The organism is Halomicrococcus pelagicus (genome assembly GCF_051917725.1).
Taxonomy (GTDB): domain Archaea; phylum Halobacteriota; class Halobacteria; order Halobacteriales; family Haladaptataceae; genus Halomicrococcus.
Genome location: NZ_JBQBLX010000005.1, coordinates 303349 through 319353 on the forward strand (window position 1 = coordinate 303349; position 16005 = coordinate 319353).

Sequence of the window (16005 nt, forward strand, 5' to 3'; positions counted from 1 at the left end):
GTTCTACTCCACCTGTACGACCAGTACGCCGCCGAGCACGAGCGCGCCACCGACCACGGTAGCGAGCGTCACGGGCTCGGAGAGGACGGCAGCGCCGAGCAGCAGCGTCACTACTGGTTCGGTGGTACTGACGACGCTCGCACGGCTCGCCCCGATTCTGGCGAGGCCGGCGAAGAACGTGAAGATAGGCAGCGCCGTGGCGACGACAGCGATGGCGACGACGATGCTCCACTCGTACGCCGTGGCCGGTACCGCGAGCGCACCGGTCGCGGAACCGTAGACGAAGTACGCCGCGGCGGCCGCCGGGAGGACGTGCGCCGTGAGCCGGTCCGCCGGGACGGCGTCCAGCGCAACCCGGCTGACGGTGATGTACGTGGCGTAGACGACCGCGCCCGCGACCACGACGGCCACGCCGCGCGGGTCGGCACCCGCGGGGTCCGCGCCCGTGACGAGCGCGACGCCCGAGAGCGCCAGCGTCAACGCGGCGGCGGTCCGCCGGGTGACGCGCTCGTCCAGCGCGAACGCGGCCAACACGACGACGAAGACCGGATACGTGTACAGGAGGATGCCGACGAGTCCGGCGGTCATGAACGACAGCCCCCAGAAGTAGAGACCGCTCATCACCGCGTAGCCGAACGCGCCGAGGCCGAGCCCCACGAGCAGGTTCCGTCCGGAGAGGAGGTCGAGCCGCCCGCGAGCCGCTAACAGCCCCCAGACCAGCGCGGTGGCGAGCAGGAACCGGAACAGCAGGACGGTCGGAATCGAGAGGCCGGCGGCGGCCGCGAGCTTGCCGAAAATCCCCAGCGTGCCGAACCCCGCGGCCGAGACGAGGACGAGCGCCACGCCGACCCGGTCAGTCATAGGGGAGTCTCCGCCGTACTGCGTTTTAGGTCGTTCGACTGCGGAACGTGAGCCCTGCGGCTCGTAGCGGGTCGGGGACGGGGCCCGGAGCAAAGCAGGTCCGTCGATTCGATACCGGTGCCCGAGTCGGTCGCTATCAGGTGGACGACGCCCGTCAGCGGGTCGGTCTATCGGGGGACGTCGACCGTCAGGTCGCTGGCGATCCAGCCGTCGGTGTTCCCTTCCTCGGTCAGGACGTTGCGTCCGGGTCGCGTCTCGTGCAGCGACAGCGTGGGCGTGTCGGTCTCGGCGTCCGCAGCGACGGGTACGTCGCTGTCTGTCTCCAGATCTGCGGCCATGCGATGTTTTAGGCTAGCCTAATCATTAAAGCGCTTCGGTCCCGCCTCTCGACGTCCGGTACAGGAGGAACGACCGCGTACTCGATGTAGCGCCGCTGTCACGCCTGAATTCCAGTTTCGGCGGGAAATTATATACTGTGTGGCGGCGTAGCACTGACCATGGGAGCACGACAGCAAATCCGCCAGCAATCGGACACCGTCGAGGAGAACCCGCTTCGTCTCGACCAGGACAAGGCCGAGCAGATAATCGACGCGCTGAACACCGACCTCGCCAACGCGTACGTCCTCTACCACCAGCTCCACAAGCACCACTGGAACGTCGAGGGCGCCGAACACCTCGGAATCCACGAGTTCCTCGAGGAGGCCTACGAGGACGTCGAGCACGCTGCCGACGAGGTCGCAGAACGCGTCCAGGCGCTCGGCGGCGTTCCCCACGCGAGCATGACCGCGCTGTCGAACGCCGCGACGGTCGAGAGCGAGGACGAAGACGTCTACGACATCCGAACCTCCTTCGAGAACGACATCGAGATGTACGGCAGCATCATCGAGAGCTACCGCGAACACATCGAACTCGCGGAGAGCCTCGGCGACCACGCGACGGGGGAGATGCTCCGCCAGCAACTCGTCGAACTCGAGGAACACGTCCACGTCATGGACCACTACCTCAAGGACGACACCCTCGTCGAGCACTCGTAGGTTCCTGTCGCCGACCGTGGGGCGCACGTCGGTCGAGTGGCGTCCCGGACGAACGCGGCGGTCGCACCGCCACCCGGAGACGGGGGCTTACCGACGCGGGGAGACGGGCGACCCGGCTCTCCCGTCACGGAATCCGGACGTCGTGGGCGAGCGTGCCGACGCCCTCGACTTCGACCTCGACGCGGTCGCCGTCCGAGAGCGGTCCGACGCCGGCCGGGGTGCCAGTCAGCACGACGTCGCCGGGTTCGAGCGTGAGGTAGGTCGTTATCTCGGCGAGCAGTTCCGGCACGGAGAAGATGAACTCGTCGCGGGAGGACTCCTGACGGAGGTCGCCGTTCACGCGCAGTCGGACCGCGGCGTCCGCCGGTACCTCGTCGGGCGTCGCCAGCACCGGACCGAGGGGACAGGAGTTGTCGAACGCCTTGCCGCGCACCCAGTTCTGCTCTCGGTCCTGGTCGTCGCGGTTCGAAAGGTCGTCCGCGCACGTGAACCCGGCGACGGCGTCCATCGCGTCCTCGGGGGTGAGGTTCCGACACTGCTCGCCGACGACGACCGCCAGTTCCGCCTCGTGGTCGATGCGGTCCTTGCCGGACGGGAGGGTGACGGTGTCGCCGTGCGCGGAGACCGCGTTCGGCGGTTTGAGGAAGAGGAGTGGTCGCTCGGGCAGGTCCTTGTCGCGCTCGGCCGCGTGGTCGGCGTAGTTCAGGCCGACGCAGACTATCTTGGAGGGGTCGGCGGGTGCGAGCACGTCGACGTCGTCGGGGTCGTACGTCTCGCCGCCGAACGCGATGCCGGCGTCGGTCCACTCGCCGTTCCTGACAGAGCCTGCGGGGTCGCGGAATCGAACTCGTCGCATACGGAGTGGTCTCGTTCCCCGAGTCTAATAGCGTTCGGTCCCGGCGAACCCTCGCCGACGACGCGAGGCCGCCATCCTTTATGGCTCTCTGCGAAGAAGTGAAACCGTACCCATGGAACTCACCTGGCACGGACACTCGACGTGGCACGTCACCGTCGGCGACACCGACCTGCTCATCGACCCGTTCTTCGACAACCCCAAGACGTCGCTCGAACCGTCGGACGTCGACGACCCGGACTACCTCCTCCTGACGCACGCACACGCCGACCACATCGGCGACGCCGGGGAGTTCGGCGACGCCACCGTCGTCGCGACGCCGGAACTCGCGGGGTACGTCGAGGACGAACTCGGACTCGACGAGGCCATCGCCGGCATGGGCATGAACATCGGGGGTACCGTCGAGTGTGGCGACGCCTACGTCACGATGCATCGCTCGGACCACACGAACGGTGCCCAGACCAGCTACGAGTACGACGTCGGGATGCCCGTCGGGTTCGTCGTCAGCGACACGAAGCCGACGCAGGTCAGCGACGAGGAGAGCGAGACGTTCTACCACGCGGGCGACACGGCGCTGATGACCGAGATGCGCGAGGTCATCGGGCCGTACCTCGAACCGGACGCCGTCGCGGTCCCCATCGGCGACCACTTCACGATGGGACCGTCCCAGGCCGCCATCGCCGTCGACTGGCTTGACGCCGACGTCGCCTTCCCGATGCACTACGACACGTTCCCGCCCATCGAACAGGACCCGGCGGACTTCGAGCGCGAGGTCGAGGCCACCGGCAGCGACGCTGAGGTCCACGCGCTCGACGGCGACGAGACGGTCGACCTGACCGAGACGCTGTACTGACCATCCGGGCAACGCTACGCCGACCCTCTTTTCGAAAACGACGCTGTGCAGTTCGCTCGACCGAGATACGAAGCCGTTCGCTGGCCGTCGTACAATCGCTGCGAGAGTTCACGTTCGAGGTCGGTCGTCGCTCGCGAGCGGCGGAGAACGGGACTGCGGCAGCGGGTTAACTGTGAATACCCATCGCCTCTATCTGTTCCTGGTAGCGGTTGCGGATGGTGACCTCGGTGACCTGGGCGACGTCGGCGACCTCGCGCTGGGTCTTCTTCTCGTTGCAGAGCAGCGACGCGGCGTAGATGGCGGCCGCGGCGTACCCCGTCGGCGATTTGCCCGACAGCAGTCCTTCCTCGGCGGTCGTCTCGATGATGTCGTTCGCCTTCGACTGGACCTCCTCGCTGAGTTCGAGTTCAGAACAGAACCGCGGAACGTACTTCTTCGGATCGACCGGCTTCATCTCGAGGCCGAGTTCCTGGGAGATGTAGCGATACGTGCGACCGATCTCTTTCCGTTCGACGCGCGAGACTTCCGATATCTCCTCCAGACTTCGCGGAATGCCCTCCTTTCGGCAGGCAGCGTAGAGAGCGCTCGTGGCGACGCCCTCGATGGAGCGGCCGCGGATGAGGTCCTCTTTCAGTGCACGTCGGTAGATGACGGAGGCGACTTCGCGTACGGACCGGGGAACGCCCAGCGCGGAGGCCATCCGGTCGATCTCGCTGAGCGCGAACTGGAGGTTGCGCTCGCCGGCGTCCTTGGTCCGGATGCGCTCCTGCCACTTGCGCAGTCGGTGCATCTGACTTCGTTTCTTCGAGGAGATAGAGCGACCGTAGGCGTCCTTGTCCTTCCAGTCGATGGTGGTCGTCAGCCCCTTGTCGTGCATCGTCTGGGTCGTCGGCGCGCCGACCCGGGACTTCTGCTGGCGTTCCTGGTGGTTGAACGCCCGCCACTCCGGACCGGGGTCGATCTGTTCCTCCTCAACGACGAGACCGCAATCGTCACAGACTAGCTCCGCGCGATCAGAACTCTTGACCAGATTGTCGGAATTACACTCCGGACAAGCCCGCTCTCCCTCTTTTTCGTCCGCCGTTTGATCCCCTTCGAGTTGGCGCTCCCGCTGACGAGTGGACCGTGTCATCGCACTTTTATAGTAGTAGCTCCTACGCACTTAAACCCTTGGTCACAACGGTTTTATAACTGGCGATACTGCGCGCCGATAACACGTCTGGGGGCGGCCATCGGAAAGCGTATACTCCATCGTAGCCGAAATCCGAGAGATGCCTGTCATCGAATGCGACGTCGACGAGGCCCGCGAGGCGCTCGCCAGCGCCGGGGCGGAGCTGTCGGAGGGGAAGACGGACCACGAGCGCTGGCGTGCCGCGCGCGGCGACGCGGTCGCGGTCGCCTACGACGACAAGGTCGTGATACAGGGCAGTTCGCCGCAGGACATCGAGGCGGTCCTGCGGGACGAGGGCGGTCGCGCGTACGTCTACTTCGACGGCGCGAGCCGCGGCAACCCCGGTCCGGCCGCCATCGGGTGGGTCATCGTCACCAGCGATGGCATCGCCGCCGACGGGGGAGAGCGCATCGGCCGCGCCACCAACAACCAGGCGGAGTACGCAGCGCTCGTCAGGGCGCTCGAAGCCGCCAGCGACTACGGGTTCGACGAGGTAGAGGTGAAAGGCGACTCGCAGCTCATCGTCAAGCAGGTTACCGGCGCGTGGGACACCAACGACCCGGAACTGCGCGAACGCCGCGTCAGGGTCCGGGAGCTGCTCGAGCGCTTCGACGACTGGTCGCTCGACCACGTACCGCGGGAGGTAAACGAACGCGCCGACGAACTGGCGAACGAGGCACTGGACGATGGCTGACCTGCCAGACGACGCCGTCGAGCGGGCGGAACGACTCACCAGACTCGCCCGGGAGGCGGTCGACGACGACGAACGGGAGAAGTATCGGAACGAGCGCGACTCACTGCTGGCTGAATACGAATTCTCCGCACGCGTGCGTAACGAAGACAAGCGGGACGTGCTCGTGCTCCATCCCGACGAGTGGACCGAGGACGGGACGGTCCGCGTCGAACGCATCGAGGACACCGACCGCGCGGCGGAGATTCCCCTCGACGGTCCCGGCGACCCGGAGGACTGGGACGAGGTCGACGAGCACAACCGCGCCGTTGCGACGGCGGTCCGGGAGGAACACGGCGACGTTCACGGCGCGAACGCCACCGCGTTCGCCGACTTCATGAGCAACCACTACGCGCGCCCTGTCGAATCGGCGACCGACGACGAAGTCGAGGAGTTCCTCTCGGAGTACTTCCCGCGCAACGCGTGGCCGACGGGGCGACAGAAAGAAATCGTCGAAGAGTCGGTCGAACTGGTGTTCGAACGAACTAGTTCCGGCTCTCGATGAGCGACCGAACCTTCTCGGCCCGCTCCTCACTCGTGACGAACTTCGAGAGCGACCAGGAGATCTGGTCCTTGACTGCTTCGAGCCCTTTCTCGGTGAGAGCGTACTCGTTGGTGCGCTTGTCGAGTTCGCTCTTCTCGACGAGGTCGCGCTCGACGAGCGTGTCCAGGTTCGGGTACAGACGACCGTGGTTCACTTCCTCCCCGTAGTAGTCTTCGAGTTCGCGCTTGATGGCGAGCCCGTACATGGACTCCTCGGTGAGCACCATCAGGATGTTCCGCTGGAACGCGGTGAGGTCGCGCGCAGTACTGCTCTCGCTCAGTGTTTGTGCCTCTGACATTGGCTTTGACAGAACGAAATATGTAACCGAGATATTTAACCCTTCTCAAGTTTCTTGGCGTTTCCGGCCACGGTAATCCGTTTTTCGTTTCGAAACCCGCCCGAGAGCGTAGAGACGACGCCGCGTGGGGAGGGCGTCGACGGAGCTTTGAGTCGATGCCGAAAGGACTTTTTGGTCTTCCCGTCGATTCCCCGACTGACCCATGACGAACCTCTGGGAAGACCTCGAGACGGGCCCGAATCCGCCCGAAGAAATCTACGCCGTCGTCGAATGTCTCAAAGGCGAGCGCAACAAGTACGAGTACGACAAGGACATCCCCGGCGTGATGCTGGACCGCGTTCTCCACAGCAACGTCCACTACCCCTCCGACTACGGCTTCATCCCGCAGTCGTACTACGACGACGAGGACCCCTTCGACGTGCTCGTCCTCGTCAAGGACCAGACGTTCCCCGGCTGCGTCATCGAGGCCCGTCCGGTCGCGATGATGAAGATGGACGACGACGGCGAACAGGACGACAAGGTCATCGCCGTCCCCATCGAGGACCCTCGCTACGACCACGTCGAGGACGTCGACGACCTCACCGACCAGAAGAAGGCCGAGATCGAGGAGTTCTTCGAGACGTACAAGAACCTCGAAGCGGGCAAGGAAGTCGAGACCCTCGGCTGGGAGGACAAGGCGGCCGCGAAGGACGCCATCGAGCACGCGATGGACCTCTACGAAGAGCACTTCGGCTGAACGACGACCGCTTTCGAACTCTCTTGCTTTCTTCGACCGTTCGTCGCGCCGTCCCCGACCAGCGCCCGGACGCCACTGCAGCAAGTGACATTCTGCGTATCTGTCCCGGAAAGTATTTATCTCGTGGCAGAGGTACGCGACATCAATGGCCGCAGGCTTCCCCGTCGAAAACGCCGCTACGATAGCTCTCACCGCACTCGCCCTCCTGCTCTCCGGCGGTATCGTCGTGTACGCCGTACAGTCACAGGAAGCTGATACGACGACCGAGGAGTCGTCCGTCGACTCGCTGCGGACCACCGTCGCCGGACAGAACCGCGTCGCCCTCGTCGTCCCCGAAGGGGCGAGCATCGACGCACTCGCGGCCGCCGTCGGTCTCCAGGCGCTCTGTAAGGAGTGGGGCGTCGCCGCCCGCGTCCTCGCGGAGGGGGACGTGACCGAGGAGGACGGCAAGGCGTTCTGCAACATCTTCGACGTCGACCTCACGGTGCTGGAGGACGGCACGGAGAGCAGCGACTGCGACGCCGCCATCGCCATCGGCGGCGGCGGCGCGGTCCCCCGCCTCTCGAACAACCCGCCGGTCGTCGCGGTCGTCCGGCACCGACCGACCGCGGAGGAGAACATCCTCACCGTCACGCGCACCGACGACGGAGCCACCTCGACGACGGTGACGGAACTGGTCCGGGAGGCCGGCCTGGTCCCCGACCAGCGCGTGGCGACCGCGCTCCTGTACGGCATCCGCGCCGGAACCCGGGAGTTCCGTCGCGCGAACGGTCGCAACGACTACGACGCCGCCGGCTTCCTCCACGCGTACGCCGACCTCGGCCGCATCGAGGACCTGCGCTCGCCGGGCGTCAGCGGCGACACCTTCGACGTGCTCGGCGACGCCATCGCCAACCGCGAGCGCCGCGCGAGTTTCGCCGTGACGAACGTCGGCGCGGTCCCGTCCGTCAGCGCGCTGGAGGAGGCGTCGGACTCGCTGCTCCGCCTGGAGGGCGTCTCGACCGCGGCCGTGTTCGGTCTCCACGAGGAGACCATCGTCGTCTCCTGTCGCGCCGAGGACGTCCGAACGAGCGCGGTGGACATCCTGACGGCGGCGTTCGACGCCAGCGAGACGACCGGCGGGAACGCCGACGCCGCGACCGCCCGGGTCCCGCTGGGCATCTTCGCCCGCGTCGAGGGCGAACACGAGGAGACGCTCGACTCGCTCATCGACGCCAGCACGCGGAAGGCGCTGTTCTCCGCGTTCGAGCAGTCCTGACCGCTCTCCCGCTTCCCGTCCGCCGGTTCGAGTGTTGGTAGCACGGAAAAGAAACTACTTGTGTCCGCCCGTGATAGGGCCGCGTATGGGTTTGTTCGATAAGCTCCGTGGCGACGACGAGCCGCGGGTTGCTTTCTTCGGCATCGACGGCGTGCCGTACAGCTTTCTGAAGGACAACGCCTCCGAGTTCGAGAACATCGCCGCACTCGCCAGAGAGGGCAGCGCCGGCCCCATCGACAGCATCGTGCCGCCCGAGTCGTCCGCGTGCTGGCCGGCACTCACCACCGGAGCGAACCCGGGCGAAACCGGCGTCTACGGCTTCCAGGACCGCGAAACCGGGTCGTACGACACCTACGTCCCGATGGGTCGGGACGTACAGGCGACCCGCATCTGGGACCGGGTCACCGACGCCGGCCGGAACTCGACGGTGATGAACGTCCCCGTCACGTTCCCGCCGCAGCGTAACGTCCAGCGCATGGTCTCCGGCTTCCTCTCGCCCGGCGTCGACAAGGCCGCCCACCCCGACGAACTCCGGGAGTACCTCGAATCCATCGACTACCGCATCGACGCGAACGCGAAACTCGGCCACGACGACGACAAGTCCGAGTTCATCGAGAACGCCCACCGCACCCTCGACGCGCGATTCGAGGCGTTCGAACATTACGTCGAACAGGACGACTGGGACCTCTTCTTCGGCGTCTTCATGACGACCGACCGCGTCAACCACTTCCTGTTCAAGGACTACGAGGAGGACGGCGAGTACAAGGAGGAGTTCATCGACTTCTACCGCCAGGTCGACGAGTACATCGGCCGCCTGCGCGAGATGCTGCCCGACGACGTGACGATGGTGGTCGCAAGCGACCACGGGTTCACCTCGCTCGACTACGAGGTCCACTTCAACCAGTGGCTCGCCGACGAGGGCTGGCTCTCATACGAGGACGACGACCACGAGGAACTCAGCGACATCGCCGACGACACCGAGGCGTACTCGCTCATCCCGGGTCGGTTCTACATCAACCTGGAGGGCCGCGAACCGCGCGGGCGCGTCCCCGAGGAGCAGTACGAGGAGAAGCGCGCCGAACTCAAGGCCCAACTCGAAGACCTCGAAGGCCCCGACGGCCGGAAGGTCTGCGAGCGCGTCGTCGAGAAGGAGGAGGCGTTCCACGGCGACCACACCGACATCGCGCCGGACCTCGTCGCCATCCCGAGCCACGGCTTCGACATGAAGGCCGGATTCAAGGGTCACGACGACGTGTTCTCCCAGGGTCCCCGGAACGGGATGCACAGCTTCGACAACGCCTCGCTGTTCGTCGACGACCCCGACGTGACCGTCGACGACGACGTCGACCTGTTCGACATCGCGCCCACCATCCTCGACCTGATGGAGATGGACTACCCCGACCACGAGTTCGAGGGGCGGAGCCTGGCGTAACGCCGGTCGGTCTCCCCGACGCTCGCACGTTTTTCGCCGGACCGTCACCCCCGCGAGCGACGCCGCCCGCGAACTCGACGACCGCCGTCCAGCGCCCTCCGCGTCGGCGGCCGAGACCGGAGGGCGTCCAGCCGCCCGATTCGCGGTGAGGTAGAAAGTTTATGTCGCCGCGCTGGCGAGGCCGGAACATGGTCCCCCTGTTCGGTCCGGTTCCCGGCGGCATGGAACTGATAGTAATCCTGCTCGTGGCCGTCATGATGTTCGGCCTCCCGCTGACCGTGTTCGGCGGGTTCTATCTCGTCTACCGACGCTCGAAGACCGACGAAGCCGAGGAACTGGAGGCGCTCCGCGAGGAGGTTGCGGCGCTCCGCGACCAGCTAGACGAACGAGACGAGTAGCGACGTCAGGAGAGCCGTTCGACGGTTCGCTCCCGCAGTCGCTCCCGGGTTCGGTGGCTCGACTCGGCGTCGGTGACCGCCTCGACGACCTGCGTACCGGACGTCGACAGCGACGTCCGAACCCGCTCACGCAGGGCCGACAGCGACTCGACCCGCGAGAAGTCGAGGTCGTAGAGCTCCCCCGTCGGTTCGAAGTCGAGGCCGTGCGGGGTCCGGAACTGGTCGGTGAAGGGCGGGTCGAACTCCTCGATGGGGAGCATGTGGAAGATGCCGCCGCCGTCGTTGTTCACCTCGATTACGGTCGCGTCGACCCCGCAGCGGCCGAGCGCGAGCAGGCCGTTCATGTCGTGGTAGTACGCCAGGTCGCCGGTCACGACGACGAGGGGGTCGTCGGTCGCGCTGCCGGCACCGAGCGCGGTGCTGGTGATGCCGTCGATGCCGCTCGCGCCGCGGTTGCTGAGTGCCGTCACGTCCGCCGACCGCGGCCGGGCGAACCGGTCTAAGTCCCGGACCGGCATGCTGTTAGAGACGAACAGGGTCGCGGGGTCCGGAAGCAGGTCGGCGACCGCACCGACCACGGCCCCCTCGAAGTACGCCTCGCTCTCCGCGACGACCGCCCAATGGCTCGATTCCGCCCGCTCGAAGCGCTCGCGCCAGTCGTCGCTTCCCCGGGAGTCGACGGCGGCCGCCACCTCGCGCGCGAACCGCGTCGGGTCGGCGACCACGAGGTCGCTCGCGGTGAACGTCGCCTCGCGCCACTCGCCAGCGGGGTCGACGAGGAACTGCCGGGCGTCGGCGCGTTCGAGGTACCGGCGGAGGGGCTTGGAGGTCGGGGACGCGCCGAACCGGACCACGACCTCGGGGTCCGGCCACTCGTCGGTCACCCCGGGTGCGAGGTAGGCGTCGTACCCTCCGGCGACTAACGGCTCGTCGCCGTGGCCGAACCGGTGGCCCGACAGGGGGTCGGCGAGCACCGGAAACCCGGTCGCGTCCGCGAGGGCGGCGAGGGCATCCCGGGTCGGCGTGGCCGCGCCGTCGGCCGACGCGGCGTCCGCCGGTCCGGCGACGAGCAGGCCCCGGTCGGCCGCCGAGAGGGCGTTCGCGACCGACGCCAGGTCGCGCTCGTCCAGTTCCGGTTCGCCGCGAGTCACCGTGACGAACGGTCCGTCGCGACCCTCGGCGGCGAGCGGGTCCCGCTCGGCGAGGTCGGTGGGAACGTCGCCGGGTACCTCGGTCGGTTCCAGGGGTTTCCGGAACGGGAAGTTCAGGTGGACCGGGCCGGCGGGCGTCCCGGTCGACTCCGCGACGGCCCGTGCCGCGGTCGTCCGGAGCGAGCGCAACTTCCGCGGCTCCGCTTCGGGTTCGGCGACGTCGGCGTACCAGCGCACGGCGTCGCCGTACAGCTTCTCCTGGTCGACGGTCTGGTTCGCACCGCTGTCGCGCAGTTCCGGCGGGCGGTCGGCCGTGAACACGAGCAGCGGCACCCGCGCCTGGTTCGCCTCGATGACCGCGGGGTGGAAGTTCGCGGCCGCGGTGCCGGAGGTGCAGACGACCGGCGTCGGTCGCCCCGTGCGCTTGCCCCGTCCGAGCGCGAAGAAGGCCGCCGAGCGCTCGTCGAGGTGCGAGAAGACGGTCACGTCGTCGTGCTCGGCGAACGCGACGGTCAGCGGCGTCGAGCGACTGCCGGGCGCGAGACAGGCCGCGTCGACGCCCCCGGCCACGAGTTCGTCCACGACCGTCTCCGCCCACAGCACGTTCCTGTTCGGTGCCGTCATTCGAGTTCGTCGAGTATCGGCAGGTACTTCAACTGCACTTCCTCCCACTCGTCGTCCGGGTCGCTGTCGGCGACGATTCCGTTGCCGGCGAACAGGGTCGCCCGGTCGCCGGCCGCGACGCCGGCGCGGATGGCGACCGCGAACTCCCCGTCGCCGTCGGCGTCGAACCAGCCGACGGGCGATGCGTACCAGCCGCGGTCGAACGTCTCCGTCTCGCGGATGGTCCGCATCGCCGCGTCCGGCGGCAGTCCGCCGACCGCGGGCGTGGGATGCAGCGCCTCGACCACGTCGAGGACGTGGCCGTCAGCGCTGAGCGTCGCGGAGATGGGCGTCTGGAGGTGCTGGATGGTCGAGAGGCGGCGGAGGCCGCGACTGCCGACGGTCACCGATTCGGCCAGCGGTGCGAGACGGTCGCGTATCGTCTCGGCGACGAGCGCGTGTTCCTCGCGAACCTTCTCGCTGTCCAGCAGTTCCGCGGCGAGTTCGTCGTCCTCCTCGGGCGTCTCCCCGCGACCGACCGTCCCCGCGAGCGCCTCGGTCTCGACGGTGCGCCCGGAGAGGGAGACGAGCCGTTCCGGGGGTGCCCCGAAGAATCCGCCCCCGTCGCTCGGCTCCAGCAGGAACCGGTAGCAGTCGGGGTAGGAGGCCCGGAGGCGTTCGAGCACGTCCGGCACCGACACCGGCTCGGAGAGGGTCACCTCGAGCGCCGTCGCGAGTACGACCTTCCGGAGTTCTCCGCGGTCGATGCGGTCGGTCGCCCGTCGGACCTGGGCGCACCACTCCTCGCGGGAGGTAGTGTGACGAGTGGTCTCGACGCCGGGCGGCGATCCGGCGGGGCGCATCGTCGGCAGGTCGGCGAGGTCGGAACGCGTCGCGGCGAGCAGCGCGTCGGCCTCGTCCGCGTCCTCGACCGCGACGGTGAGCCACGTGTCGCTGTCCGTCCGGGTCAACTGGACGCGCGGCAGGACGAACTCCGCGCCCGGAAACCCGTCCCACGGGGACACGGGGTCGTGGTCGGCGTGGAACGCGAATCCGCCGAACAGCCGGGGGCGCGTCGCGGCGGGCGCGTCGTCGGGGGCGTCGAGCGCGTCGAAAAGCTCCGCGCCCTCGTCGCGGACCGCCTCGAATCGGTCGGGGCCGTCCGCTGTCAGTCGCGCTGCCGCGCCACAGGCGGCGATCTCGAGCCCGTCCGGCGCGACCCAGTGGACGCGCGGGGAGGTCCGCCCGGCGAGAAACGAGCGAAAGGAGACGTCCGGGATGCGGCGAGAGCGTGCCACGATGCGAGCCCCCGCCGACACCTGGCCGTCGCGGTGCGGTGGCATTGCACTGGAATCAGGAACGCGATGCCTTCAGCCTAACTATATCTCTCCTCGTTCCACGGATTCGCGGTGTTCGAGTAGCCGCGCTTCTCCCAGTAGCCGCGTTCCGGTTCGGTGAGGAACTCCACGCCGTCGACCCACTTCGCACCCTTGTACGCGTACCGGTGGGGCGTGACGACGCGGAGCGGACCGCCGTGTTCCCGCGGTAGCTGCTCGCCGTCGAACTCCCAGGTGAACAGGACCTCCTCGCGCATGCACTCGTCCAGCGGAAGGTTGGTCGTGTAGCCGTCGAGCGCGGAGAACATGACGTGGACGGCGTCGTCGCGCACGCCCGCGCGCTCGGCGATGGTCGGAAACGGCACGCCGGTGAACTCGTTGTCGAACCGGCTCCATCCCGTCACGCAGTGGAAGTCCTGGCGCTGGGTCTCGGCCGGGAGGTCGGTGAACTCGTCCCACGAGAACGCGAGTTCGTCCTCGACCGCGCCCGTCACGGTGAACTCCCAGGTGTCGGGGTCCCAGTCCGGGGTCCCGCTCTTCGAGAGGACTGGGAACTTGCTCGTCTCGCGCTGACCCGGCGGTAGCCGCTCGCCGTCGAACTCCCGGTGAAGGTCGGTCACGTCCCGCTTGCTCATGTTCGGGTGATGGGACGGCGTGCAGGTAGGTTTAACGACACCCGTCGGGGAGGACCGAAGGGTCGCTCGGAACCGTTCGAAACGACCGATTATCGGCGAGTAATCGCGATATCGGAGTATATTCCGTACCTTCCGCCGAGTAGCAACTGAATAACAAAGGACAGCCTCGCGCTATCGGTTGACGCATGTCCGAGGCAGAACAACGACCCAGAATGGCGGAGAGAGGAACGATGGAAGCGGCCGAGGAATCGACGCGCGACGTGGCGATAATCGCGTCGGCGATGTCGGTGCTGCTCGCGTGGCATCAGTTTTTCCTTCGCGGGAACCGCGAGCGGGGGCTGTTCATCGGTCTCTGGCCGCCGACCATCCTCGCGTTCGCGAGTTACTTCAACCAGAAGCGAATGCAACAGCGACTGGAGTCGCTGGCGCCGGGAAGCATCATCAAATCAATCGACCAGATGCTCAACCGGTGAGGACCGGACGAGAAACGCTTTCTTTATCCAGTCGGTGAACTGCGAGCATTTTGCGAACAGAGAGTGATATAGCCGTATCTGAAAACAAATCTTTTCGTTTGGAGCATCATCTTTCAGATACCGCCATTATATACCCGTCAGACTTAAGAACACCCCTCCCGAAGCCCACAACTGTTCCAATGCCGAAGGTAGAGATAACCGTCCCGGAGCACCTCGAAATGCAGATCGCCCAGATGGTCGAACAGGGCGAGTTCGTCAACCGCGAGGAGGCCATCGAAGACCTGCTGTCGACGGGCCTCAAGGCGTACAAGACGAGTGGTCCGATGGACGACGAGGACAGAGACGCAGGAATAGAGGACGAAGGAATGATGGGTCACGAAGACGAGTACGTCTTCTAACGCTGCCGTTCTTGTCAGTTGATCCGACCTTTCTGGGAAACGCTTAAACGGCCTAACTCCCAATCCGCGGTTATGCACAAAGACGAACTCCTCGAGCTTCACGAGCAGATGGTCACCATCATGGAGTACTTCCGCGGCTCGGAGGACGTCCCGGCGGGCACGTTCGAAGCGTACGACCAGCTGGACGTCGACCCGTCCCACGTCCACAAATCCAAGAGCGAACACAAACACGCCGTGTTCGTGCTCGGTAACGCCCTGGCGACCGTGATGAGCGAAGACGAGTTCAGCGAGGCGGGCCGCATCGGCAAGCGGATGAAGGAACTCGCCGACGACGCCGAACAGAAGATCTGATTTTCGGACCGTCGCACTTTTGCCCGCACCGCGCGGAACGGCCCGCATGGACACGCTCGGCGACCTGGTGGCGCGCGAGCGCCGGAGCGACGACCCGGCGCTCCTCGTGCCGGGCGACTCCGCGCGAGAGTTCGACTATCACCGATTCTGCACTACCGCGTGGAAGACGGGAAACTACCTCCGGCGGCTCGGCGTCCGCGCGAGCGAGGAGCGTACGAGCGACGACGCGGATTCGTCGGGGGCGACCGTCGCCATCGTCCCGGCCCGCGCGCCCGAGGCGGTACTCGCGCTCCTCGGCACGGCCCTGCTGGGCGCGCGAGTCCGGTTCGCCCCGCCCCGCGACGCCCGGGCGCGGGTACTGGTCGCACCGGGCGACCGAATCGGGGAGTACGACCTCCCGCCGGGCGGCCAGCGAATCGCCTTCCGCGAGGAGGCCGACGACCCCGCAGTCGCGTGGTTCGGCGAGAGCGTCTGGAGCGAGAACCCCGCGTTCCCGCCGACGCCCGTCTCGCCGGACGCGCCCGCACTGACCGACGGGGACCGGGACTACTCGCACGCCGCGTTGCTCGACGCCACGGAGACGGTCGCCGCGGAGCGGAACCTCGAACCGGGCGACGCGGTGGCGGTGCGCGCGTCGCTCGCCGACCCCCGGGCCGTCGTCGCCGGCGTGCTCGCGCCGCTGTTCGCCGGTGCCGCGATTCTGCTGCCCGACGGCCAGAGTACCGGGACGTTCGCGGTCGTCGCGGACGGCGACGATGCCCCGGAGGACGACGCGCTGTCGCTGACCGAGGTGGCGCTCTGAGGCCCCGCGCCGCGGCCGCTTTCCACCAGCGCGAGCGGTCCGCGCGCGACGTTTCCCGCCGGTCCGTTACCTATTAGCACTCGTTCG

20 protein-coding genes are annotated in these 16005 nt (G+C 67.1%); 12 read left to right on the plus strand and 8 right to left on the minus strand.

Translation table 11 applies throughout. The annotated features are described in order from the left end of the window. Positions 1-3: 3 nt before the first annotated feature. Positions 4-861: a DMT family transporter gene (locus tag ACTF4R_RS15545; RefSeq protein WP_440008787.1), complete on the minus strand. Its 858-nt coding sequence runs from the start codon at positions 859-861 to the stop codon at positions 4-6. A 167-nt stretch (positions 862-1028) separates the two neighbouring features. Continuing rightward, positions 1029-1199, minus strand: coding sequence for a hypothetical protein (locus tag ACTF4R_RS15550; protein ID WP_433628040.1), 171 nt, complete (start codon positions 1197-1199; stop codon positions 1029-1031). A gap of 159 nt (positions 1200-1358) precedes the next feature. Between ACTF4R_RS15550 and dpsA the strand changes: the two genes are divergently transcribed. After that, on the plus strand, positions 1359-1895 hold the full coding sequence (gene dpsA / locus ACTF4R_RS15555; RefSeq protein WP_440008788.1) for a DNA starvation/stationary phase protection protein DpsA: 537 nt from the start codon (positions 1359-1361) through the stop codon (positions 1893-1895). Positions 1896-2019: 124 nt separating this feature from the next. Here the strand turns inward: dpsA and ACTF4R_RS15560 are convergent, their stop codons facing one another. Then, positions 2020-2751 (minus strand): fumarylacetoacetate hydrolase family protein, encoded by a 732-nt coding sequence (locus ACTF4R_RS15560; RefSeq protein WP_440008789.1) that lies wholly within the window; start codon positions 2749-2751, stop codon positions 2020-2022. A 112-nt stretch (positions 2752-2863) separates the two neighbouring features. Between ACTF4R_RS15560 and ACTF4R_RS15565 the strand changes: the two genes are divergently transcribed. Further along, a complete protein-coding gene (locus ACTF4R_RS15565) occupies positions 2864-3601 on the plus strand; it encodes a metal-dependent hydrolase (protein ID WP_440008790.1) in 738 nt (245 codons plus the stop codon). A gap of 166 nt (positions 3602-3767) precedes the next feature. Here the strand turns inward: ACTF4R_RS15565 and ACTF4R_RS15570 are convergent, their stop codons facing one another. Continuing rightward, entirely contained in the window at positions 3768-4733 is a 966-nt protein-coding gene (locus ACTF4R_RS15570) for a transcription initiation factor IIB (RefSeq protein ID WP_113277492.1), read from the minus strand. Positions 4734-4872: 139 nt separating this feature from the next. Here ACTF4R_RS15570 and rnhA point away from each other — a divergent pair, with 139 nt between their 5' ends. Both rnhA and ACTF4R_RS15580 read left to right on the plus strand, forming a co-directional pair. After that, on the plus strand, positions 4873-5466 hold the full coding sequence (gene rnhA / locus ACTF4R_RS15575) for a ribonuclease HI (protein WP_440008791.1): 594 nt from the start codon (positions 4873-4875) through the stop codon (positions 5464-5466). Continuing rightward, positions 5459-6007, plus strand: a complete 549-nt coding sequence (locus tag ACTF4R_RS15580; RefSeq protein WP_440008792.1) for a DUF7108 family protein — start codon at positions 5459-5461, stop codon at positions 6005-6007. Before rnhA ends, ACTF4R_RS15580 begins: the two co-directional genes overlap by 8 nt. On the opposite strand, the gene ACTF4R_RS15585 is transcribed toward ACTF4R_RS15580, so the two are convergent. Continuing rightward, positions 5988-6344, minus strand: a complete 357-nt coding sequence (locus ACTF4R_RS15585; protein ID WP_440008793.1) for a PadR family transcriptional regulator — start codon at positions 6342-6344, stop codon at positions 5988-5990. The two genes, ACTF4R_RS15580 and ACTF4R_RS15585, sit on opposite strands and share 20 nt — an antisense overlap. A 202-nt stretch (positions 6345-6546) precedes the next feature. Between ACTF4R_RS15585 and ACTF4R_RS15590 the strand changes: the two genes are divergently transcribed. From ACTF4R_RS15590 to ACTF4R_RS15605, 4 genes are all read left to right on the plus strand, one after another. Further along, entirely contained in the window at positions 6547-7080 is a 534-nt protein-coding gene (locus tag ACTF4R_RS15590; RefSeq protein WP_433628023.1) for an inorganic diphosphatase, read from the plus strand. Between the two features lie 145 nt (positions 7081-7225). Then, positions 7226-8338 carry a DHH family phosphoesterase gene (locus ACTF4R_RS15595; RefSeq protein WP_440008794.1) on the plus strand — a complete coding sequence of 371 codons (1113 nt, stop codon included), beginning with the start codon at positions 7226-7228 and terminating at the stop codon, positions 8336-8338. An 85-nt stretch (positions 8339-8423) separates the two neighbouring features. Next, positions 8424-9770: an alkaline phosphatase family protein gene (locus ACTF4R_RS15600; protein ID WP_440008795.1), complete on the plus strand. Its 1347-nt coding sequence runs from the start codon at positions 8424-8426 to the stop codon at positions 9768-9770. 188 nt (positions 9771-9958) lie between these two features. Next, complete coding sequence (locus tag ACTF4R_RS15605; RefSeq protein WP_113277499.1) at positions 9959-10168, plus strand: hypothetical protein; 210 nt, start codon at positions 9959-9961, stop codon at positions 10166-10168. A 5-nt stretch (positions 10169-10173) separates the two neighbouring features. Here ACTF4R_RS15605 and menD read toward each other — a convergent pair whose 3' ends face one another. Genes menD through ACTF4R_RS15620 form a run of 3 tightly spaced genes read right to left on the minus strand, consistent with a single transcriptional unit; the run spans position 10174 to position 13894 of the window. Next, complete coding sequence (gene menD, locus ACTF4R_RS15610; RefSeq protein ID WP_440008796.1) at positions 10174-11943, minus strand: 2-succinyl-5-enolpyruvyl-6-hydroxy-3-cyclohexene-1-carboxylic-acid synthase; 1770 nt, start codon at positions 11941-11943, stop codon at positions 10174-10176. Continuing rightward, on the minus strand, positions 11940-13265 hold the full coding sequence (locus ACTF4R_RS15615) for an isochorismate synthase (protein ID WP_440008797.1): 1326 nt from the start codon (positions 13263-13265) through the stop codon (positions 11940-11942). The genes menD and ACTF4R_RS15615 overlap by 4 nt, the downstream gene beginning before the upstream one ends. Before the next feature lie 32 nt (positions 13266-13297). Next, complete coding sequence (locus ACTF4R_RS15620) at positions 13298-13894, minus strand: sulfite oxidase-like oxidoreductase (protein ID WP_440008798.1); 597 nt, start codon at positions 13892-13894, stop codon at positions 13298-13300. A 212-nt stretch (positions 13895-14106) separates the two neighbouring features. Between ACTF4R_RS15620 and ACTF4R_RS15625 the strand changes: the two genes are divergently transcribed. From ACTF4R_RS15625 to ACTF4R_RS15640, 4 genes are all read left to right on the plus strand, one after another. Beyond that, complete coding sequence (locus tag ACTF4R_RS15625) at positions 14107-14367, plus strand: hypothetical protein (protein WP_433628006.1); 261 nt, start codon at positions 14107-14109, stop codon at positions 14365-14367. 179 nt (positions 14368-14546) lie between these two features. Further along, entirely contained in the window at positions 14547-14765 is a 219-nt protein-coding gene (locus ACTF4R_RS15630; RefSeq protein ID WP_113277504.1) for a ribbon-helix-helix domain-containing protein, read from the plus strand. Between the two features lie 72 nt (positions 14766-14837). Next, a complete protein-coding gene (locus ACTF4R_RS15635) occupies positions 14838-15116 on the plus strand; it encodes a UPF0058 family protein (protein ID WP_433628003.1) in 279 nt (92 codons plus the stop codon). A gap of 46 nt (positions 15117-15162) precedes the next feature. Then, entirely contained in the window at positions 15163-15918 is a 756-nt protein-coding gene (locus ACTF4R_RS15640; RefSeq protein ID WP_440008799.1) for a hypothetical protein, read from the plus strand. Positions 15919-16005: the final 87 nt, after the last annotated feature.